This is a genomic window from Muricoccus pecuniae (assembly GCF_014199205.1).
Lineage (GTDB): Bacteria > Pseudomonadota > Alphaproteobacteria > Acetobacterales > Acetobacteraceae > Roseomonas > Roseomonas pecuniae.
In genome coordinates this window covers 260,468-280,262 of record NZ_JACIJD010000002.1, presented here as the reverse complement: position 1 = coordinate 280,262, position 19,795 = coordinate 260,468, and the positions used below count along the sequence as shown (strand labels likewise).

The 19,795-nt window shown below is 73.1% G+C and carries 18 protein-coding genes; 5 read left to right on the top strand and 13 right to left on the bottom strand.

Annotated features, from left to right (window positions below; genetic code table 11):
* The first annotated feature begins 54 nt into the window (after positions 1-54).
* Positions 55-1,302 (top strand): MFS transporter, encoded by a 1,248-nt coding sequence (locus FHS87_RS03255; protein WP_184513799.1) that lies wholly within the window; start codon positions 55-57, stop codon positions 1,300-1,302.
* An 8-nt stretch (positions 1,303-1,310) separates the two neighbouring features.
* The gene (locus tag FHS87_RS03250) at positions 1,311-2,024 is read left to right on the top strand and encodes a trimeric intracellular cation channel family protein (RefSeq protein WP_184513797.1); all 714 of its coding nucleotides are present in this window, start codon (positions 1,311-1,313) and stop codon (positions 2,022-2,024) included.
* A gap of 12 nt (positions 2,025-2,036) precedes the next feature.
* Here FHS87_RS03250 and dctA read toward each other — a convergent pair whose 3' ends face one another.
* From dctA to FHS87_RS03230, 4 genes are all read right to left on the bottom strand, one after another.
* Positions 2,037-3,362, bottom strand: coding sequence for a C4-dicarboxylate transporter DctA (gene dctA, locus FHS87_RS03245; protein WP_184513795.1), 1,326 nt, complete (start codon positions 3,360-3,362; stop codon positions 2,037-2,039).
* Positions 3,363-3,535: 173 nt separating this feature from the next.
* The gene (glk, locus tag FHS87_RS03240; RefSeq protein WP_184513793.1) at positions 3,536-4,468 is read right to left on the bottom strand and encodes a glucokinase; all 933 of its coding nucleotides are present in this window, start codon (positions 4,466-4,468) and stop codon (positions 3,536-3,538) included.
* Positions 4,465-5,427 carry a 1-phosphofructokinase family hexose kinase gene (locus FHS87_RS03235; protein WP_184513790.1) on the bottom strand — a complete coding sequence of 321 codons (963 nt, stop codon included), beginning with the start codon at positions 5,425-5,427 and terminating at the stop codon, positions 4,465-4,467. The genes glk and FHS87_RS03235 overlap by 4 nt, the downstream gene beginning before the upstream one ends.
* 134 nt (positions 5,428-5,561) lie before the next feature.
* Positions 5,562-6,695: a threonine synthase gene (locus tag FHS87_RS03230; protein ID WP_184513788.1), complete on the bottom strand. Its 1,134-nt coding sequence runs from the start codon at positions 6,693-6,695 to the stop codon at positions 5,562-5,564.
* A gap of 69 nt (positions 6,696-6,764) precedes the next feature.
* On the opposite strand from FHS87_RS03230, the gene FHS87_RS03225 reads away from it, so the two are divergent.
* Both FHS87_RS03225 and FHS87_RS03220 read left to right on the top strand, forming a co-directional pair.
* Positions 6,765-7,886, top strand: coding sequence for a M20/M25/M40 family metallo-hydrolase (locus FHS87_RS03225; protein ID WP_184513786.1), 1,122 nt, complete (start codon positions 6,765-6,767; stop codon positions 7,884-7,886).
* A 167-nt stretch (positions 7,887-8,053) separates the two neighbouring features.
* On the top strand, positions 8,054-8,575 hold the full coding sequence (locus FHS87_RS03220; RefSeq protein WP_184513784.1) for a DUF4142 domain-containing protein: 522 nt from the start codon (positions 8,054-8,056) through the stop codon (positions 8,573-8,575).
* 48 nt (positions 8,576-8,623) lie between these two features.
* On the opposite strand, the gene FHS87_RS03215 is transcribed toward FHS87_RS03220, so the two are convergent.
* From FHS87_RS03215 to FHS87_RS03195, 5 genes are read right to left on the bottom strand one after another with little or no spacing between them, the layout of a single operon-like run.
* Positions 8,624-9,166 (bottom strand): cob(I)yrinic acid a,c-diamide adenosyltransferase, encoded by a 543-nt coding sequence (locus FHS87_RS03215; RefSeq protein ID WP_184513782.1) that lies wholly within the window; start codon positions 9,164-9,166, stop codon positions 8,624-8,626.
* Positions 9,167-9,174: 8 nt separating this feature from the next.
* Complete coding sequence (locus FHS87_RS03210; protein WP_184513780.1) at positions 9,175-10,128, bottom strand: energy transducer TonB; 954 nt, start codon at positions 10,126-10,128, stop codon at positions 9,175-9,177.
* Between the two features lie 10 nt (positions 10,129-10,138).
* Positions 10,139-11,026 carry a cation diffusion facilitator family transporter gene (locus FHS87_RS03205; protein ID WP_184513778.1) on the bottom strand — a complete coding sequence of 296 codons (888 nt, stop codon included), beginning with the start codon at positions 11,024-11,026 and terminating at the stop codon, positions 10,139-10,141.
* 25 nt (positions 11,027-11,051) lie between these two features.
* Entirely contained in the window at positions 11,052-14,552 is a 3,501-nt protein-coding gene (gene metH / locus FHS87_RS03200) for a methionine synthase (protein WP_184513776.1), read from the bottom strand.
* 11 nt (positions 14,553-14,563) lie between these two features.
* Complete coding sequence (locus FHS87_RS03195) at positions 14,564-15,508, bottom strand: ArsR/SmtB family transcription factor (protein WP_184513774.1); 945 nt, start codon at positions 15,506-15,508, stop codon at positions 14,564-14,566.
* A gap of 53 nt (positions 15,509-15,561) precedes the next feature.
* On the opposite strand from FHS87_RS03195, the gene FHS87_RS03190 reads away from it, so the two are divergent.
* Positions 15,562-15,936: a hypothetical protein gene (locus FHS87_RS03190; protein WP_184513772.1), complete on the top strand. Its 375-nt coding sequence runs from the start codon at positions 15,562-15,564 to the stop codon at positions 15,934-15,936.
* Positions 15,937-15,945: 9 nt separating this feature from the next.
* Here FHS87_RS03190 and FHS87_RS03185 read toward each other — a convergent pair whose 3' ends face one another.
* The 4 genes from FHS87_RS03185 to FHS87_RS03170 form a co-directional block, all read right to left on the bottom strand.
* The gene (locus tag FHS87_RS03185; protein WP_184513770.1) at positions 15,946-16,464 is read right to left on the bottom strand and encodes a GNAT family N-acetyltransferase; all 519 of its coding nucleotides are present in this window, start codon (positions 16,462-16,464) and stop codon (positions 15,946-15,948) included.
* Between the two features lie 75 nt (positions 16,465-16,539).
* Entirely contained in the window at positions 16,540-17,730 is a 1,191-nt protein-coding gene (locus FHS87_RS03180) for an amidase (protein ID WP_184513767.1), read from the bottom strand.
* A 136-nt stretch (positions 17,731-17,866) separates the two neighbouring features.
* Positions 17,867-19,237, bottom strand: a complete 1,371-nt coding sequence (locus tag FHS87_RS03175; protein WP_184513765.1) for an esterase-like activity of phytase family protein — start codon at positions 19,235-19,237, stop codon at positions 17,867-17,869.
* 94 nt (positions 19,238-19,331) lie between these two features.
* Positions 19,332-19,772, bottom strand: a complete 441-nt coding sequence (locus FHS87_RS03170; protein WP_184513763.1) for a DUF3429 domain-containing protein — start codon at positions 19,770-19,772, stop codon at positions 19,332-19,334.
* Between the last annotated feature and the right edge of the window lie 23 nt (positions 19,773-19,795).

Below are 19,795 nucleotides of genomic sequence, written 5' to 3'. Positions count from 1 at the left end.
AGCGCAGGAGAAGGAAGGTTGACCCCCGGCCGGGGCGGGGCGCAGTTTCCGGCCATGACTCAGGCGACCCCGGCCGGCGAGGCCCCGAACGAAGCCCCGGACAGGGACTGGCGCATCATCGGGCTGATCGGCACGGGGCACTTCCTCTCCCACTTCTACATGCTCTGCCTCGCGCCCCTCTTCCCGATCTGGCGGGAGGAGTTCGGCGTGTCCTACGCCGTGCTCGGCCTCTCGGTCGCGCTGATGAGCGCGGTGACAGCGCTGCTGCAGACCCCCGTGGGCTTCCTGGTGGACCGGCACGGGGCGCGGCCCTACCTCGTCGGCGGCACGCTCATCATGGCCCTCTCCATCTCGGCCATGGCGCTGGCGCCCAACTACTGGGTGATCCTCGGCCTCGCCGTGCTGTCGGGCATCGGCAACTCGGTGATCCACCCCGCGGACTACGCCATCCTCGGCAGCAGCATCGGCGAGAAGCGGATCGGCCGCGCCTTTGCCATGCACACCTTCACCGGCAATCTCGGCTTCGCCCTGGCGCCGCTGGCGATCGGGGCGATGACGCAGGGGATGGGGCTGGGCTGGCGGGCGGCGCTGCTGACGGTCGGGCTGCTCGGCGTGCCCGTGGTGGCGGCGATCCTGCTCCAGTCCGGCATCCTGAAGGACCAGGCAAGGCCGAAGAAGGGTGGCGCCCCGATCGGACGGCAGGTCCTGCTCTCCCGTACCATGCTGATGTTCTTCGCCTTCTTCCTTCTCTCCGCCATGGCGGGGGTCGGGGTGCAGTCCTTCCTGATCGCGACGCTGGACCGGCTCTGGTCCACCCCGCTCGCCGTCGCCTCCATCACCCTCACGGCCTATGTCGCGGGGGCCACGGGCGGGGTGCTGATCGGCGGCTGGTACGCGGACCGGCACAGCAGCCACTTCACCTTCGTCACGGGGCTGACGGCGCTGGCCATCATCCTCTTCCTGGCGATGGGCCTCGTGCCGCTGCCCGATCCCCTGCTTCCCGTGGTGGCGCTCGCGGCGGGCACGGCGCTCGGCGCCTCCCGCACGCCGCGGGACGTGATGGTGAAGCACGCGGCGCCCCCGGGGCAGATGGGCAAGGTCTTCGGCTTCATCTCCTCCGGCCTGCCGCTCGGCGGCGCCATCACCCCCGTGCCCTTCGGGCTGATGCTGGACAACGGGGTGCCCTGGCTCGTCCTTCCCTGCGTGGCGCTGCTGCTGCTGCTCTCCCTTCTCTGCGCCGGCACGGCGCGCGGGGGGGCGCTGCGCGCATCCCGGAGCACCGTCCCCGCCCCGGCCGAGTAGGTATCGACATGGCGGGGTCCTTCGACCTGGCGCTGGAGGCGCTGGGCTGGATCGGCACCGCCGCCTTCGCCACGGCGGGCGCCCTCGCCGCCGCGCGGAAGAGGCTGGATCCCGTGGGCTTCCTGCTCGTCGCGGGGGTCACGGCCTTCGGTGGCGGCACCCTGCGCGACCTCATGCTCGGCCTGCCCGTGGCCTGGCTTCTCCGCCCGGACCTCGCGGGGCTCGCGGCCCTCTGCGCCCTGCTGGTCTTCCTCTTCGCGCCGGGGGTCGAGCGGCGCGTGGCCCTGCTGCTCTGGGCCGATGCGGCGGGGATGGCGGTCTTCGCCGTGCTGGGGGCCGAGGCGGCGTCCCGCGCCGGGGCCGCACCCTGGGTCTGCGTGCTGATGGGGGTGATGACCGCGAGCTTCGGCGGCCTCATCCGCGACGTGATCTGCGGCGAGATCCCGCTGATCCTGCGGCGGGAGATCTACGCCACCGCCGCGGCGGCCGGGGCGGGCGCCTTCCTCGCGCTGGGGGCGCTGGGCACGGGGCGGGCGCTGGCGGTCGCGGCCGGGGCGGGCACGGCCTTCCTCATCCGCGCGGCCGCCCTGGGCGGGGGCTGGTCCCTGCCCGCCTATGGCGGCCGGCCCGCGGAGGGCTCGGCCGATCCGGAACCCCGGAAAGAGGCCCGGAAAGAGAAAGGGGCGGAAGCGCCGCCGCGCCCCGCCCCTCCCCCGGCCTGAGGGGTCCCCCGCTCAGTCGCCGCTGCGTGCCCCACCGGGTAGCGAGACCACGGGGGCCGGCTGCGGCCCCGCGCCGGCCATCGGCTTCGGCCCCATCGCCTGGCGCAGCTTCACCGGGTCCAGCTCGCCCTCCCAGCGGGAGATGGCGAGGCAGGCCACGCCGTTGCCGATGAGGTTGGTCAGGGCGCGCACCTCGCTCATGAACTTGTCGATGCCGATCAGCACGGCGAGCGCGGCGATGGGGATGTCGGGGATGACGGAGAGGGTGGCCGCCAGGGTGATGAAGCCCGCCCCCGTGACGCCCGAGGCGCCCTTGGAGGTGAGCATCGCCACCAGCAGGATCGTCAGCTCCTGGCCCAGCGTGAGGTCCGTGTTCGTGGCATAGGCCAGGAACATGGTCGCCAGCGTCATGTAGATGTTCGTGCCGTCGAGGTTGAAGGAGTAGCCGAGCGGCACGGTGATGCCGACCACCTTCGGCGAGGCGCCGAGCGCCTCCATCTTCCGCATGATCTGCGCCAGCACGGATTCCGACGAGGAGGTGCCGAGGACGATCAGCAGCTCCTCGCGGATGTAGGCGATGAAGCGGAAGATGGAGAAGCCGCAGAAGCGCGCGATGGTGCCGAGCACCACGACGACGAAGAACAGGGCGGTGAGATAGAAGGTCGCCACCAGCTCGCCCAGCCGCAGCAGGGAACCGAAGCCGTAGGCGCCGATGGTGAAGGCCATGGCGCCGAAGGCGCCGACGGGCGCGGCCTTCACGACGATCGAAACGATGCCGAAGAAGATGGCCGAGAGGGAATCGACGCTGTGGGAGATGGGCTCGCGCAGCTTGTCCGGCAGGGCGTTGATGGCGAAGCCCGTCAGCACGGCGAGCACCAGCACCTGCAGCAGGTCGCCATTGGCGAAGGCGCCGACGAAGGTGTCGGGGATCAGCGCCATGAAGTGCGAGACGACGCTGTCATTCGCCGCCTTCTGCGCGTAGCCCTGGATGGCCGCCGCGTTCATCTGGCTCGGATCGATGTTGAAGCCCGATCCCGTCTTGAAGATCTTCGCGACGCAGAGGCCGATGACGAGCGCGAAGGTGGAGACGATCTCGAAATAGGCGAGCGCCTTGATGCCCACGCGGCCGACGCTCTTGGCGTCCCGCACGGAGGCGATGCCGTGGACGATGGTGAAGAACACCACCGGCGCGATCACCATGCGGATGAGCTTGACGAAGCCGTCGCCCAGCGGGCGCAGCGCCGCGCCCGTCTGCGGCCAGATCACGCCCACGGCGACGCCGAGGACGATGGCGATGAGCACCTGCACGTAGAGCAGGGAGAGGGCGCGTCTGATCATGCGGGGTTCCGTGCCGGGCCGGAAAACAGGCCTGCCCTGAGATTGGCGGGGCTTATGACAGACGACTTATAGAGGACAGCGCGCAACTCGCTCGCCCGCTCCGCGCGCCCGGCATGCCTCATCGCGCGTTGCTGAAGAACGTGACACCGCCTTCATGCGCGAGCGGGCGCCGCTCAGTGCTCCTCGTAGATCGCGGCGCCAAGCAGCCCGGTATGCGGCCGCATCACCTGGGTGATGGGAATGCCCCCGAGATAGCCGGCGAAGCGCCCCTTGCCGGTGAAGCCGCGCACCAGCGCCTCCCGGTCCAGCAGCGGGCCGAGATTCCGGCAGAGCCCGCCCGTGACGTAGACGCCGCCCTCGGCCAGCACCGTCAACGCCATGTCCCCCGCCGCGGCGCCGAGGATGGCGGAGAAGATGCGGGTTGCCTCCAGGCAGAGGTGGTCGCCCGCCCCGGCCGCCTCTGTCACCTCCTTGGGCGAGGCGAAGCGCAGCCCCTCGCCCCGGATCTCCGCGAGCCCGTTCGCGATCCGCAGCAGGCCAGGGCCAGAGAGAAGGCGCTCCACCGAGACATGGCCGAACTCACGGCGCAGCCCGTGCAGGATGCGCTCCTCCGTCTCGTCCTGGGGGGAGAAGGAGCTGTGCCCGGCCTCGCTCGCCAGCACCCGGGCGGCGCCCCCGCCGCCGAGCAGGAAGGCGACGCCGAGGCCGGTGCCGGGGCCGATCACCACGCGGGGGGCGGCCGGATCGGCCTCGCCCGGCTTCAGCTCCCGCAGGTCCGCCGTGCCGAGGCCCCGGATAGCCGAGGCCTGGGCGACGAAGTCGTTGATGATCACCAGGCGCCGCAGGCCGAGCCTCTCCCGCGCCTCGGGGATGGTGAAGCGCCAGGGGCTGTTGGTGAAGGCCACCTCGTCCCCGAGCACGGGGGTGGCCACGGCGAAGACCGCCTCCTCCACCGCGCGCCCGGCCAGGTAGGCCCCCGCCGCCTCGATCAGCCCGGGATGCTCCGCCACCGAGAGCTTGCGCTCCTCCCGCGGCGCGCAGCCCGGCTCGCAGAGGGCGAAGCGGGCGTTGGTGCCGCCGATATCGCCGACGAGGCGCATGGTCATGCCCTCTCCCGCACGGCCGGCGCGGCGGGAACCTCGCGGATGCGGTCCCGAAGCGCGACGACATCGGCACGCCGGGGATGGGCGGTGCCGGGGCTGGAGACGGCGGCGGCCCCGGCGGCCACGCCCCAGGCGAAGGCGTCCTCCGGCGGGCTCCCCCGGACCAGGGCAAGGGTCATGGCCGCCAGGAAGCTGTCGCCCGCCCCCACGGCGCCGCGCACGGGCACGTCCAGCGCGGGCAGGCGCAGGCTGCGCTCGGCACTCGCCAGCAGGGCGCCGTCCCGCCCAAGGGTGACGGCCACGAGCCGGACGCGGCCGGACCGCGCGAGCGCGACGGCCTCCCGCTCCAGCGCGCCGGGCTCGGCCAGCGGGCCGCCCGCCAGCGTCTCGAACTCGCCCTGGCTCGGCTTGATCAGCTCGATCCCGCCCCGCTCCACGGCGGCGCGCAGCGCGGGGCCGGAGGTGTCGAGCACGAAGGGCAGGCCGCGCGCCCGGGCGGCCTCGATGGCGCGGGCGTAGAAGTCCTCCGGCACGCCGTTGGGCAGGCTGCCGCTGGCGACGAGCCATCCCGGCTCGGCCTCCGCGACCGCCGAGAGGGCCGCGCCCCATTCGGCCTCCGTCACCGCCGGCCCCTCGGGCACGAAGCGGTATTCCTGGCCGCTGCCGCGGTCGAGCACGGTCTGGCTGATCCGCGTTCGGCCCGCGATGGGGACCGTGCGGCGGGGCACTCCGGCCTCGTCCAGCAGCTCGTCAAGGAAATGGCCGGTCACCCCGCCGGCGAGGATCACCGCCCGCGTCTCCCCGCCCAGCTCCCGCACCACGCGCGAGACGTTCACCCCGCCGCCCCCGGGGTCCTGGCGCTCGTTGGAGGTGCGGACCTTGTGGATGGGGCGGACGGCCTCGGCCTCGCTGGCCAGGTCGATGGTGGGGTTGAGGGTGAGCGTCGTGATCACGGCGGGCATGGGGGCGGCGTCTCTCCTGGGCCGGTCGCGATGGTCGGGCGGCCTTCACCCCCGCAACGCGGGGAGGCGCGGCTTCTTTGCCTCCGGGACCAGTCTAAGCGCCGCCGCCCGACCGTCCAGCCGGGGCCGCCCGGTCAGACCGGCCCGAGGCCGAGCAGTTCCGCGTAGCGCGGCGTGGCCTTCAGCCCGGTGCCGGTGAGGACGACCACCACCCTCTCCCCCGGCCGCACCCGCCCATCGGCCGCGAGCTTGCCGAGGGCCGCCACCGCCTGGGCGCAGGTCGGCTCGACATAGATGCCGCTCCGCGCGAGGCCGAGGGAGGCGGCGGCGATCTCCTCCTCCTCCAGCAGCACGCCGCCGCCGCCGCTGCGGCGAAGGGCGCCCAGCACCTCGGCCGGGCGGATGGGCTGGGCGATGGCGGTGCCCTCCGCGATGGTGGGGCGCGGCGGCTCGGGCGGCAGGCCCAGCGCCGCCCGCGCGATCGGGCCGCAATTCGCCGGCTGGGCGGCGTAGAGGCGCGGGAGGCGGGAGATGGCGCCCGCGCGCAGCAACTCCCCGAAGCCGATGTCGCAGCCGAGCACGTTGGACCCCGCGCCGCAGGGGATCACCACCGCATCGGGCGCCACGAAGCCGAGATCCTCCCACAGCTCGTAGGCGAGGGTCTTCGTGCCCTGGAGGAAGAAGGGGTGCCAGTTGTGGCTGGCATAGAAGAAGCCGGAGGACGGGTCGTTCCCCTGGCGCAGCGCCTCCTCCGCGCAGTCCTGGCGGCTTCCGGGGGTGAGCTGGATCTCCGCCCCCGCCGCGCGGGACTGCACGGTCTTGGCCGGGGAGGTGCTGTCGGGCACGAGGATCCGCGCCCGCATCCCGCCGGCGGCGGCATAGGTGGCGATGGCCGCGCCGCCATTGCCCGAGGAATCCTCCAGCACCGCCGCGATCCCCTGCTCCCGCAGGAGGGAGAGCATCACCGAGGCCCCGCGGTCCTTGAAGGAGCCGGTGGGCATCAGCCACTCGCATTTCAGCAGGGCGGGGAAGCCGTCGAGCGCGCGGGAGAGCAGCGGGGTGCGCCCCTCCCCCATCGCGATCGGCTCGCGCGGGCGGAAGGGCAGCGCGGCGGCATAGCGCCACAACCCGGGCGCGGCTTGGTCGATCCCCTCCCACGCGATGCCGGGCAGGTCGGTCAACAGCAGGGGCTGCCCGTCGTCGCCGCGCCAGCGCGGCGCCTCCAGCGGCCAGGTCTGGCGGGTGCGGGGATCGAGATAGGCGGTCACGGGGCCCTCTTCGCGGCGGGGGCGGCACCCTGTCTTGCGGCCGCCCCGCCGGCAAGGGATACCGCTCCCATGATCGCACGCACCGATGCCGAGGCCGTCGCGGCCCTCGCCGCCGACCTCATCCGCATCGACAGCCGCTCCTTCGTCTCCAACCTCGCCATCGCCGAGCGGGTGGAGGCGGCGCTGCCCGGCTTCGAGATCGAGCATCTCGACTTCACCGACGCGAACGGGGTGGGCAAGCGCGCCCTCGTCGCGCATCGCGGCGGGCCGGGCGGCCTCGCCCTGTCCGGCCACATGGACACGGTGCCCGACACGGGCTGGCAGGAGGACCCCTTCTCCGCCCGCGTGGACGGGGAAGGGGTGATGCACGGCCTCGGCGCGGCCGACATGAAGGGCCCGCTCGCGGCCTGCATCGTGGCGGCGCTCGGCATGCCGGCGGACCATCCGGTGACGCTGCTGATCACGACGGACGAGGAGACGACGAAAGCGGGCGCCGCAATCATCGCCGAGGAATCGGCCCTCGCGCGGCGGGCGGCCCTGCGCGGCATCGTGGTGGCGGAGCCCACGCGCCTCGCCCCCGTCCGCGGCCATCGCGGCACTGTCAACTTCGAGGCGGTGGCGAAGGGCAGCCAGGCGCATTCCTCGACCGGCCAGGGGGTGAACGCGAACCTCGCCCTCATTCCCTTCCTCGCGGAGATGCGCGCCCTGCACGACCGGCTGCGCGAGGAGCCCGGCTTCCGCGACCCCGGCTACGACCCGCCCTTCCCCGACTTCAACATCACCGTGGACAACCACGGCACGGCCATCAACGTCACCGTGGCGCGGGCGACGGCGCGGATGAAGTTCCGCTACTCCCGCCGGCTGGACCCCGCGCCCGTCATCCGCGCGGTGGAGGAAGCGGCGGCGCGGGCCGGCCTCTCCCTCACCCTCGTCGTGGACGGCTCCCCGCCCGAGCTGCCCGAGAACCATCCGCTGGTCCGCTCGGCCATGGCGGCCACGGGACAGGCGGCGCGGACCGTTCCCTTCGGGACGGACGCCACGCGGCTGAACGCGCTCGCCCCCTGCATCGTGCTGGGCCCCGGCGATATCGGCGTCGCCCACTCCCCCGGGGAACGGGTGCCGCTGTCGGAGCTGGCCGCCGCCGTGCCGCTGTTCCGGCGGCTGCTGCGGGAGGGGAGCGCGGCCGGCTGAGGGCGTTGGAGCTCGCCCCGCCTTAACAATTGTTTGTCCGACGGGACAAAATGGACCGGGCGCAATGTTTTCCGCCCGGCGCTGCGAACTCGCGCACGCTCCCTGGCGTTGGGGCCACGGCTTCAACCAGACCAAAAGCGGCGAAGCCAGAGCACGGAGATCGCAGCATGATCAATCGACGCGTGATCGGGATCGCCCTCGCGGGCGCGGGACTCGCGGGCTGTGCCGCCACGGCGCAGCAGGCGGCGGCCCCCCAGGCCCCCATCGGTGCCGCCCCCTCGGGGCTGCGCAGGCAGGCCCTCCAGGGCGGCGCCTTCCTGATGCAGACCGCGCAGCTCGGCGCCAGCAAGGCGCAGCGCGCCGACCTGCGCCGCTGGGCGCCCTTCGAGGTGAGCGAGCAGCAGGGCCTGGTGCAGGCTATGAGCCTGATGGGCGAGGCCACGACTCCCCCGCCGCTGGTGGGCGAGAAGGCGGCGATGCTCCAGCAGCTCCAGTCCGCCAACGGCGCCGCCTTCGACCGCGCCTTCGTGATGGCGCAGGTCCAGGGCCACCAGGAGGCGCTGAACACCTACACGGCGATCGCGCAGGACAGCGCGGCCCCGCCGGCCGACCGCGCCATCGCCCTGCTGGCGGTGGACCGCATCCGCGAGCACCTGGCCTTCCTGCAGGCCGTTCCGGCCCGCGTCTGACCGGTTCCGGAAGGGCCGCCCCCCGCGGGGCGCGCCCCTTCCGGTGCGTCAGCGATTCTCCCCGGGCTGCCAGAGCGGGTCCTGGCCCATGTTCAGGCTCCGGGAGAGGACGAACAGGTGGTCCGAGAGGCGGTTGAGGTAGCGCAGCGCGTTGCCGTTCACCGCCTCCTCGGCCGCCAGCGCCGCCACCGCCCGCTCGGCCCGCCGGGCCAGGGCGCGGGCGAGATGCGCATGGGCCGCCGCCGGCGTGCCGCCCGGCAGGACGAAGGAGCGCAGCGGCTCCAGATCCTCGTTCATCGAGGCCAGCTCCCGCTCCAGCCGCAGACACTGCGCGGCCGAGACCCGCAGCCCCTCCTCGCCCGGCACGGCGAGGTCGGCGCCGAGATCGAAGAGATCGTTCTGGATGCGGGCGAGCATCGCGTCCTCCTCCTGCGCGGTGTGCAGGCGCAGCAGGCCGATGGCGCAGTTCGCCTCGTCCACCGCGCCCAGTGCCTCGATCCGCGCGGCGTGCTTCGGCAGGCGCGTCCCGTCGCCGAGAGAGGTTTCCCCGGAATCGCCGCCCCGGGTGGTGATGACGTCCAGCTTGACCATGCCTTCTCCTAATCCAGCCTGAAAACGACGCGGTAGTCCCGGCTTCCCCAGACGGGGATGCCATCCCGCAGCGCGGGCACGAAGCGGCAGCGGCGGATCCCGCGCTGGGCGGCCTCGTCCAGCGCGAAGGAGCCGCTGGGCTCGACCAGCCGCGCCTCGACCACGCGGCCGTCATCGGAAACACGCAGCCGCAGCCCCACGGCGCCGGTGATGCCGCGCTGCCGCTCGGAGGGCGGATAGCCGATCGCGTCCTGGCAGCCGGCCTGCGGCGCGCCGACCACGCGGCTCTCCCCGGGGGCGCCGGCCGTGCCCGCATCGAGACGGACGGAACCCGCGGCGGGCGGGCGCTCGGCCGGGGTGGCAGCGGGCACCGCGGCAGCAGGTGGCGCCGCGGCGGGCGCGGGAGGGGCGGGGCTGGCACGGGGCGGCGCGGGCGGGGCCGGCGGCATCGGCAGCGGCAGGGGGTCCGCCGCAGGACTAGGCGGTGCGGGCGGGCGCCGGGCAGGCGGTGTGGGACGGGTTTCCGCGAGAGAGTCGGGGGGAGGCGGCAGGGCCGGCGCGGCTTCGGCGGCGGGTGGCGGCGCGGGTGCGGCAGCTGGCGGCGCCTCGGCCGTCGGCGGCTCCGCCGGGGCGGGCGCGGCTTCGGGCAGGGATGGCGCGGGCCGGGGCGGGGCGGCCTCCGCCGGCACGGGCTGCTCCGGCAGGTCGGGAGAGAGGGTTTCGGCCCCTTCCCCTGTCCCGACCGGCCCTTCCCAGAGCAGCGGCGTGCCCTCGACGATCCGGGGCTCGGGCAGGGTTTCCGGCTCCAGGCGGAGCAGCAATGCGGCCAGCGCCGCCGCGTGCAGCGCCGCCGCGACCCACCAGGCGAGGTCGCGGCGCCGCGGCCTGCGCCCCCTCGGGCGCCAGAAGGGCGCGGCGGCGGGGGCGAAGGCCCAGGGCCCGGCGGGGGCCTCGGCGCTCAAGGCCCGGGAATCACAGCACGACCACCCCGCTGTGCTTCGCCTTGCCCTCCGGCTCCACATGGATGGAGATCACGGCGTTGCCGAGCCTGTCCTTCAGCGCCGCCTCGATGCGGTCGCAGATCTCATGCGCCTCGGCCACCGGCATGGCGCCGGGGACCACGAGGTGGAACTCCACGAAGGAGATGCGCCCGGCCCGGCGGGTGCGGAGGTCGTGCGCCTCGATCGCGCCCTCCGCATTGGTGGAAACGAGGGTGCGGATGGCGGCCACCTCCTCGCCCCCCAGCCCCTCGTCCATCAGCCCGCCCACGCTCTCGCGCAGCAGGCGCCAGCCGGAGAAGAGGATCATCACCGCCGTCACGCCCGCCAGCAGCGGGTCGAGCCAGAGCAGCCCGGTGGCCGCGACCAGCCCGACGCCGATGATCACCCCGGCGGAGGTGACCACGTCCGACATGAGGTAGTGCGAATCCGCCACCAGCGCCGGGGAGCCCAGCCGCTTGCCGCGCCGGCGCAGCACCGTGGCCCAGGCCGCGTTGATCACCGTGGCCACGGCCGAGAGGGCGAGGCCCACCACGGGCTGGTCCGGCACGCGCGGGTTGGCCCAGGCCTGCCACACCTCCTGCAGGATCATGGAGGCCGCGACGAGGATCAGCGTCCCCTCCAGCACCGCCGAGAAATACTCGATCTTCGTGTGCCCGTAGGGGTGGTTCTCGTCGGCCGGCATGGCGGAGTAGCGCACGGCCGCCAGCGCCGCGCAGGCCGCGGCGACGTTCACCACCGTCTCCAGCATGTCCGCGAAGAGCGCGGTGCTGCCGGTCAGCCACCATGCCGCCCCTTTCAGGGCGAGCACGGTGAGGCCGGTGCCGAGGCTGGTCCAGGCTGTGCGTTCGGTCGGGCTCATCGGCCCCCGAATAGCCCGCCCTCCCCTAGACCGAGAAGTACTTCGCGCGGGGATGGTGCAGCACGATCGCGGAGGTGGATTGCTCAGGATGCAATTGCCATTCGTCCGAGATCGAGACGCCGATCCGCTCGGCCTTCAGCAGGCGCAGCAGGGGCTCCTGGTCCTCCAGCTTCGGGCAGGCGGGATAGCCGAAGGAGTAGCGCCCGCCCCGGTAGCCCTGGGACAGCATCCTCTCCATGTCGCGCGCGTCCTCGCCGGCATAGCCGAGCTCGGCGCGGATGCGCTTGTGGACGTATTCCGCCATGCCCTCCGCCATCTCGACCGAGAGGCCGTGGAGATAGAGGTAGTCCTGGTAGCGGTTCTCCTCGAACCAGTCCCGCGCCATGTCGCTCGCCTTCTGGCCGACGGTGACGACCTGCAGCCCGATCACGTCGCGCCCCTCCGGCCCGTCATCCACGTCGCGCACGAAGTCCGCGATGCAGTCGCCATCCTCCTTCGGCTGCCGCGGCAGGGTGAAGCGCGCGGCCTCGGTGGTGCCGTCCTCCTCGAAGAGGATGAGGTCGTTCCCCTGCCCCGCGCATTTCCAATAGCCGTAGATCGCCTGCGGCCTGAGGATTCCCCCCTCCTCCGTGATCTGCAGCATCCGCCGCAGCACGGGGCGCAGCTCCTGCTTCGCCCAGCCGAGGAAGTCGTCCAGGCTGCGGCCCTGCTTCCGGAAGCCCCACTGGAACTGGTACAGGCTGCGCTCGTTGATGAAGGGCACGATCGCCTTCTGCGGCGCCTCCACCACCCGCGCGCCCCAGAAGGGCGGGGTGGGAACGGGCTCCTCCGCCGTCAGGCGCCGGCGGCGCCCCTGGGCATAGCCGATCTCCACGGGCGCGAAGCCGCGGGCATCGGCGGTGCCGAGGGTGCGGCGCTCGCTCCTGCCCTTGCCCGTGCGCTTGGCCTGGAGCGCGGCGAGGTAGTCGTCGAAGCCGTTGCCCATCACCTTGTCCATCAGGTGCAGGCCATCGAAGGCGTCCCGCGCATAGGCGACGCGGCCGGAGGCATAGGCGCGCACGCAGTCGTCCTCGACATAGTTGCGCGTCAGCGCCGCGCCGCCGAGCATGACGGGGATATCGACGCCCTGGCGCGACATCTCCTCCAGGTTCTCGCGCATCACGACGGTGGACTTCACCAGCAGGCCGGACATGCCGATGGCGTGCGCCTTGTGGTCCCTCGCGGCCGCCACGATGTCCTGCAGCGGCACCTTGATGCCGAGGTTCACCACCTTGTAGCCGTTGTTCGTCAGGATGATGTCGACGAGGTTCTTGCCGATGTCGTGCACGTCGCCCTTGACCGTGCCGAGGACGATCGTGCCCTTCTCCTGCCCCTCGATGCGCTCCATGTGCGGCTCGAGATAGGCGACGGCCGCCTTCATCGTCTCCGCGGATTGCAGCACGAAGGGGAGCTGCATCTTGCCCGCGCCGAACAGCTCGCCCACCACCTTCATCCCGTCCAGCAGAATGTCGTTGATGATGGAGAGCGGGGCGATGCCCTTGGCCAGCGCGTCCGCGAGCTCCTCGTCCAGCCCCTTGCGGTCGCCGTCCACGATGCGGTCCTTCAGGCGCCCCTCCACCGTCTCGGCCTTGGCTCGCTTGGCGGTGTCGGCGGCCTTGCGGCCGGCGAAGAGCTCCAGCAGAGCCTGGAGGGGATCGTAGCCCTCCGTACGGCGATCGAAGATCAGGTCCTCGGCGACCTTCACCTCCTCGGCGGGGATGAGGTGCAGCGGCTTGATCTTCGAGACATGCACGATCGCGCCCGTCATGCCGGCCCGCACCGCGTGGTCGAGGAAGACGGAGTTCAGCACGTGCCGGGCGGCGGGGTTCAGGCCGAAGGAGATGTTGGACAGGCCGAGGATGATCTGGATGTCCGGGAAGCGCTCCCGGATCATGCGGATGCCCTCCAGCGTCCACAGCCCGAGCTTGCGGTCGTCCTCGTTGCCCGTCGCGATGGTGAAGGTCAGGGGGTCGATCATCAGGTCGCCCTGCGGCAACCCGTACTTGTTGCAGGCGAAGTCCACGAGGCGCTCGGCGATGCGGAGCTTGTCCTCCGCCGTCTTGGCCATGCCCACCTCGTCGATGGTCAGCGCGATGACGGCGGCGCCGAACTTCTTGGCGAGCGTCAGGCGGTCATGCGCGTGCCCCTCGCCGTCCTCGAAGTTGATCGAGTTTATGATGGGCTTGCCGCCATGCAGCTTCAGCGCGGCTTCGATCACCGGCGTCTCGGTGGAGTCGATCACGAGCGGCGCGTTCACCGAGGAGGTGAAGCGCGTGACCACCTCGTTCATCTCCGCCATCTCGTCGCGCCCGACGAAGGCGGTGCAGATGTCGAGCGAGTTGGAGCCCTCGCCCACCTGCTCGCGGCCGATGGCAACGCAGCCGTCCCAGTCATGCGACGCCTGACGCTCGCGCCAGGCTTTGGAGCCGTTGGCATTGCAGCGCTCGCCGATGGAGAAGTAGGCGTTCTCCTGCCGCAGCGCGACGGCGCCGTAGAGGGAGGCGACGGAGGGGATCCAGACCGGCTTGCGCGCCACCGGCGCCGGGCGGTGGCTGGTGCCGCCCAGCTTGCGCAGCATCGCGTCCAGCGCGGTGATGTGCGGGATGGAGGTGCCGCAGCAGCCGCCGATGAGGTTCATCCCGTCCTCCAGGACGAAGCGCTCCATCCAGCTCGCCATTTCCGCAGCGCCGAGGGGGTAGTGCGTCTTCCCGTCCACCAGCTCCGGCAGGCCGGCATTGGGCTGCACGGAGATCAGCCCGCGCCAGTTCTGCGAGAGCCAGCGGACGTGCTCGGCCATCTCCTGCGGGCCGGTCGCGCAGTTCAGCCCGATCAGCGGCACGTCCAGCGCGTCGATCACCGTCGCGGCGGCGGCGATATCGGGGCCGACGAGGAGGGTGCCGGTGGTCTCCACCGTCACCTGCACGAAGATCGGGATGTCCGACTTCGCCTCGGCGATGGCGCGCTTGGCGCCGTTCACCGCGGCCTTGATGAAGAGCGTGTCCTGGTTCGTCTCCGTCAGGATCGCGTCCGCGCCGCCCTCGATCAGGCCGCGGCACTGCTCGGCCAGCGCCGCCTCCAGCGCGTCATAGGTGATGTGGCCGAGGCTCGGCAGGCGCGTGCCCGGGCCGATGTCGCCGATCACCCAGCGCGGGCGGCCGTCGGCGAAGCCCTCGCTCGCCTCGCGCGCCAGCTCCACGGCGCGGCGGTTGATCTCGCGCGCGCGGTCGGTCAGGTCGAACTCGCCCAGCGTCACGGGGCTGCCGCCGAAGGAGTTGGTCAGCACCATGTCCGCGCCGGCCTCGAAGTATCCGCGATGGATCTCGCGCACGAGGTCGGGGCGGGAGAGGTTCAGTACCTCCGTGCAGTTCTCCTGGCCCCAGTAGTCCTTCTCGACATCGAGGGTCAGCGCCTGCACCCGGCTGCCCATGGCGCCGTCGCAGAGCAGCACGCGGTCGCGAAGGGCGTCGAGCAGATGCGGTCGGGACATGTGTCGTTCTCTCAGGCGGGCTGCGCGGCGGTGGCGCGATGCGCCGACCACAGGCGGACGTTCAGGTCGGTTCCGGGGGATCCGGCGATCTCCACGGGGGAATTCAGCGCGCAGCCGGCATCGCCGAGCCAGCCGGCCATCTGCGCGTCGTCGAAGCCGGGCCAGCGATGGGCGTGGCGCTCCATCAGCTCGCCGCGGGAATGGGGGGCGAGGTCCACCACGAGCAGCACGCCGTCGGGGGAGAGGACGCGCGCGGCCTCGGCGAGCGCGGCGGCGGGGTCCTCGGCGTAGTGCAGCACCATCTGCAGCGTCACGGCGTCGAAGCCCGCCTCGGGGAAGGGCAGGCGGTACATGTCGGCCTGGCGCACGGTGCAGCGCGGGGCGAGGCCGCGCTCGGCGAGCCGGCCGCGGGCGAGCGCCAGCATGTCGCGGCTCGCATCCACGCCGAGCGCCGCGTCGCAGCGCTCCGCCACGAGTTCGAGCAGCTGCCCCGTGCCCGCCCCGATATCCAGCAGGCGCCCGATGCGCGCGGGCAGCGCGTCCAGCAGCGCCGCGCCGACGGAGGCGGCGGGCAGGCCGAGGGCGCGCATCTCGTCCCAGTCCGCCCCGGCCTCCCGGAAGGCCTCGGAAGCGGCCCGCACGCGCTCCGCCCCGAGCCGGGCGGCGAGGCGGCGGTCGGCGGCGAGGAGGGGATCGTCCTCCGGCAGCCGGGCGAGGATGGCGCGCGCCAAGTCCGCGCGGGGGGCGAGGGAGAAGTAGACGTTGGAGCCCTCCGGCAGCCGCTCCAGCAGCCCGGCCTCGACCAGCAGCTTCAGGTGGCGGGAGAGGCGCGGCTGGGACTGGCCGAGGGCGGCGCAGAGATCGGTCACGCAGAGTGCCCCGCGCGCGCAGAGCGCGAGCAGCCGCAGCCGGGTCGGCTCGGCGGCGGCACGGAGCTGGGCCAGGGTCTCTTCCATGGGCTTGTAAATGACATAACGATATCTTTATGTCTATCGGAAAGGAGTCGCCGATGCCCGTCTTCGCCGATGGAAGGATCCCCGTCACCGTGGTGGCGGACAAGGCGTCCCTCGCTGCCAGCCTCGCCGCGCGGCCGGGCGCCGCCTTGCTGGCCGAGGCGCGGGGGGCCGCCCTGCCCGAGGGCGCGGTCCATGCCCTGACGATCGAGGACGCGCCCGAGCAGCACCCCGCGGCCTGCGCCTGCTGCGCGGGGCGGCCGTCCCTCGCCGTCGCCCTCGATCGTCTCTTCCTGGCGCGGGTGAAGGGGCAGGCGCGGTGGTTCGACCGGGTGGTCGCCCTGCTGCCCGACGAGGAGGCGCGTCAGGCCCTCGCCTCGGCACTGCGGGAGGATGCGCTGACGGTCAGCCGCTACCGGCCGGAGGCCTGAGCGCCGGGGTCAGCCGGCAAGGGTGCGCTCGCCCTCGCCCAGCGCCTTCTGCATGTAGACCACGTCCACCCAGCGCCCGAACTTGAGGCCGACGGCCTTCAGCGTCCCGGCCTGCCTGAAGCCGAGGGAGAGGTGCAGGCCGATCGAGCCGACATTCTCCGAATCGCCGATCACCGCGACCATCTGGCGGAAACCCGCCGCTTCGGCACGGCGAAGAAGCTCGGCGACCAGCGCCTTGCCCACGCCCTGGCCGCGCACGTCGTCGCGCACGTAGATGGAGTCCTCCGCCGTGTGGCGATAGGCGGAGCGGGGGTGGAAGTTGTTGAAGTAGCCGTAGCCGAGGATCGTCCCCTCCTCCTCGACCACGATCCAGGCATGGCCGGCGGCGCCGATCCGGGCGAGGCGGGCGGCCATCTCCTCCGCCGCGGGAGGCTGCTCCTCGAAGGTGCCGGTGCCGTGCAGCACGTGATGGGCGTAGATCGCCGCCATGGCGGGAGCGTCGTCGGGCGTGGCGTCACGAATCGGCATGCACGACCCCTAGAGCAGAATGGGCGGCGGGGAAATCACCCCCCCCTGCCCCGAATCGGCCATCCCAACGGCGCGTCAGACCGGCAGCCCCATCCTCTCCGCAACCCTCTCCGCGAGGGCGAGCAGCGCCCGGTCCCGCCCGGGTGCCGCGACGAGGGAAAGGCCGACCGGGGCGCCGTTCGCCCGGCCCGCGGGGATCGAGACCTCGGCGAGACCGGCCATGCCGGCGATGGCCGTGACCCCGATGGTGATCTCCCGCACCCAGAGCTGCTCGGCCGGCGAGGAGTCCAGCCGCGGCGCGACGAGGGGCGAGGTCGGGTAGGCCATCACCGCGCCGCCGCCGAGAAGCCCCAGCAGGCGCCGGCGGAACCGCTGGCGGAAGGCACGGGCGGCCGCGGCCTTGCCCGGCTCCAGGTCCCGCGCGAGGGCGAAGCGCTCGCCCACCCCCGGGCCGAATCGGGGCGATTCATGCGCGATCCATGCGCCCAGCGTCGCCCAGGCCTCCTCGGCCTGGATGCAGCGGAACTGCTCGTAGAGGAAGGGCAGCGCGTGCGGCACGGTCGAGACCTGCACGCAGGGGCCCAGGATGCTCTCCACCGCCTCCAACGCCGGCTTGAGGGCGGTGGCGACCGCGGGCTGGGCGTTCACCCAGGCTTCCTGCACCCGCAGCGGCGGGCCGAGCGGGCCTTCCCCGCCCTCGGGCAGCAGCACCTCCCCGGCGCGGCGCAGGGCCGAGGCGCGGGCGGCGAACCAGCCCGCCGTGTCGAAGCTGGGCGCCAGCTCTCGCGCGCCCACGAGCGAGACGGCGCCCCAGGAGGGCCGGATGCCGTAGATGCCGCAGTAGGAGGCCGGGATCCGCACGGAGCCGCCGGTATCCGAGCCGAGGGCGATGTCGGCCTCTCCCCGCGCCACGACCGAGGCGCTGCCGCAGGAGGAGCCGCCGGGGAAGCGGTCCGGCGCCGCCGGGTTCAGCGGGGTGCCGTACCAGACATTCTCCCCCGTCAGCCCGAAGGCCAGCTCCACCGTCTTCGTCTTGCCGAGAAAGCGCGCCCCCGCCTCGGCGAGGGCGAGGACGGCCGTCGCGGTGGCGACGGCCGGGGGATGCGTGCGCGCCCAGTCCGGGTTGCCGTAGGTGGTGGGGTGGCCGGCGACGTCGAACAGGTCCTTGGCGGCGAAGGTCAGGCCCGCCAGCGGCCCGGCCGGGGCGTGCGGCAAGGCCGCCCTCTCCCCCGGCATGAAGCCGCTGCAGCGATCCTCGTCCGCCATTCATCCCCGCCTCTGGTGGTGCCGAGGAATGCTGCGGCAGGGGCACCCTCCTGTCTACCGCCCGGAACGCGAGTAGCCGCGCCATCCGGAACGGCGGCGGCGCGAACCTGCCGCCCGCCGGAGCCGGAATGCAACCTCAGCGGGCGCGCAGGAACTCCGGCACGCGCAGCAGGATCAGCTCGTTGTCGTCCGCCCGGGTCAGGTGGCGGCCGGCGCTGAAGGGCAGGTTGTTGTCGTTGCCCACGATGATGTGGTCCGCATCCACCACCGCCACGTTCTCGATCGTGAAGAAGGGGAAGGCGAAGCGGTCGCGCGGCGCGTCGGGGGCGATGTCGCCGCGCTGGCGGGCGACGCCCTCGGGGTCGCGGATGGCCATGAGGTCGATATGGCCGATCTTGCGCACGAAGCCCTCCGCATCGGCCTCGCCGAGATCGACGAGCGAGATCCGCTTCACCTTCGCCGGGCTGTGGAAGCAGGCGGGCGGGGCCGTGCCGGCGGTGCAGGCGCGGGCGGGATCGCCCTCCCCGTCGTCGCGCTCGATCACCAGGGCGCGGCGGTCGTCCACCATGTTGAAGTCGCCGATCGAGGTCGCGCCCTCGGCCAGGCGGAAGCGCAGCACCCGGCCGGTCCAGGCGCCGCGGGCGGTGTCGAACTCGACGATGCGGAGGAAGGGGCCCTCCGCCGCGCCGGCCCCGGCGAAGAGGGGCTTCTCCAGCAGGGCGTAGAGGCGGCTGCCGTCCGGGCTCGCGGCCAGGCCCTCATAGCCGCCGCTGCGCTGGGCCTCGAAGGCGACCGTCGCCGTCGGGCTCGCGGGCAGGGAGAGGTCGGGGTGGTCGGGGCTGCGGATGGGGCGGCCGTCCACCACCGTCTCCACCACGCGCTGCACCCGGCCCTCGCCATCGACCTGGATGAGGAAGGGGCCGAACTCGTCGCCGATCCAGAAGCCGCCGCCCACGGGCTGGATGCTCTCGATGTCGAAGTCGCTTCCGGTGAGGTAGCGGCGCTCCGTCCCCTCATGCGCGATGCGGAAGGGCACGCGGCGCTCGGGGTCCGAGAGGAAGATCGTGCGCTCCACGGCCACGGCGCCCGTGCGGAAATCCGGGCGGATCTTGTGGAGCATCAGCAGCGCGTCCGGGGAGTTGCGCTTGTTGCCGAAGCCGTTGTCCGTCAGCACCCAGTAGGCGCCGGGCTCGCCCCCCACGGGCTTGATGCCGGAGAAGCCCTGCACGGCCTGCCCCTGGAAGGGAAAGGAGAGGCCGGTCGGGCGGCCGTTCGGCGCGGGGCCGGTGGTGCCGGCGATGCTGCCTGCGGCGTCCACGCGGCGGTTGCCAGGGCCCGCGAACTTCCCGGCCACCCTTGCATCGGCCGGGGCATCGGCCGGGGGCTGCACGAGGGTGTTGGCGGGCAGGATGGCCTGCCCCTCGAGCACCGCCTCGAAACGCTGGTCGGCCCGGGCGGCACCGGCCAGGGCCAGCAGGGCGGCGGATGCCATGAGGATGGCGCGCATGTCTCTGATTCCCCCAAGAGGTCGGGCCGGGGGTTAGGGCCGCCGCGTTGCGCCGGTTTGACAGGGAGATGACGAAGCCGTGTCGCCGCGCCCCTCAGGCGATGGCGGCGCCGAGAAGAAGGCAGGCCGCCGCGCCGAGGCTCAGCCCCCAGCGCAGCCGGAGGTAGGGGCCCGGCACCAGCCCGCGCCGCGCCGCCAGCGTCTCGGCCAGCGCCGTGGCGAGGAGGATGGCCGCCAGGGCGAGCAGGCCCGGCCCGAGCGGGAGGAGCAGCGCCACCCAGGCCAGCAGGGACGGCACCACGCCGAGCCCCATGCGCCCCCAGGCCGCCCCTTCCTCCCCCGGTGCCGGGTGCAGCGCCAGGCCCCAGTGAACGGCGCCGAGGAAGGAGGCGATCGTCGCCCCGTAGGCGAGCAGCGCGATGAGGGCGAGGCTGCGCCACTCCGGCAGGAGGAGCGCGGCCAGGGCCAGCCCGGCGAAGGGGATCAGCCCCGCGGGGCCGAGGATGCGGGCGGGGCTGGGCAGGGCGTCGTTCATGCCGGGCATCTCGTGCCGGGGCG

Bases quoted from the DNA above. Each gene is read 5' to 3' on its own strand.
- FHS87_RS03180 (WP_184513767.1), bottom strand. From the start codon at position 17,730: ATGGCGGACGAGGATCGCTGCAGCGGCTTCATGCCGGGGGAGAGGGCG.
- FHS87_RS03250 (WP_184513797.1), top strand. From the start codon at position 1,311: ATGGCGGGGTCCTTCGACCTGGCGCTGGAGGCGCTGGGCTGGATCGGC.
- glk (WP_184513793.1), bottom strand. From the start codon at position 4,468: ATGACCATGCGCCTCGTCGGCGATATCGGCGGCACCAACGCCCGCTTC.
- FHS87_RS03215 (WP_184513782.1), bottom strand. From the start codon at position 9,166: ATGGTCAAGCTGGACGTCATCACCACCCGGGGCGGCGATTCCGGGGAA.
- FHS87_RS03185 (WP_184513770.1), bottom strand. From the start codon at position 16,464: ATGCCGATTCGTGACGCCACGCCCGACGACGCTCCCGCCATGGCGGCG.
- FHS87_RS03225 (WP_184513786.1), top strand. From the start codon at position 6,765: ATGATCGCACGCACCGATGCCGAGGCCGTCGCGGCCCTCGCCGCCGAC.
- dctA (WP_184513795.1), bottom strand. From the start codon at position 3,362: ATGATCAGACGCGCCCTCTCCCTGCTCTACGTGCAGGTGCTCATCGCC.
- FHS87_RS03255 (WP_184513799.1), top strand. From the start codon at position 55: ATGACTCAGGCGACCCCGGCCGGCGAGGCCCCGAACGAAGCCCCGGAC.
- FHS87_RS03190 (WP_184513772.1), top strand. From the start codon at position 15,562: ATGCCCGTCTTCGCCGATGGAAGGATCCCCGTCACCGTGGTGGCGGAC.
- metH (WP_184513776.1), bottom strand. From the start codon at position 14,552: ATGTCCCGACCGCATCTGCTCGACGCCCTTCGCGACCGCGTGCTGCTC.
- FHS87_RS03220 (WP_184513784.1), top strand. From the start codon at position 8,054: ATGATCAATCGACGCGTGATCGGGATCGCCCTCGCGGGCGCGGGACTC.
- FHS87_RS03235 (WP_184513790.1), bottom strand. From the start codon at position 5,427: ATGCCCGCCGTGATCACGACGCTCACCCTCAACCCCACCATCGACCTG.
- FHS87_RS03195 (WP_184513774.1), bottom strand. From the start codon at position 15,508: ATGGAAGAGACCCTGGCCCAGCTCCGTGCCGCCGCCGAGCCGACCCGG.
- FHS87_RS03170 (WP_184513763.1), bottom strand. From the start codon at position 19,772: ATGAACGACGCCCTGCCCAGCCCCGCCCGCATCCTCGGCCCCGCGGGG.
- FHS87_RS03175 (WP_184513765.1), bottom strand. From the start codon at position 19,237: ATGCGCGCCATCCTCATGGCATCCGCCGCCCTGCTGGCCCTGGCCGGT.
- FHS87_RS03205 (WP_184513778.1), bottom strand. From the start codon at position 11,026: ATGAGCCCGACCGAACGCACAGCCTGGACCAGCCTCGGCACCGGCCTC.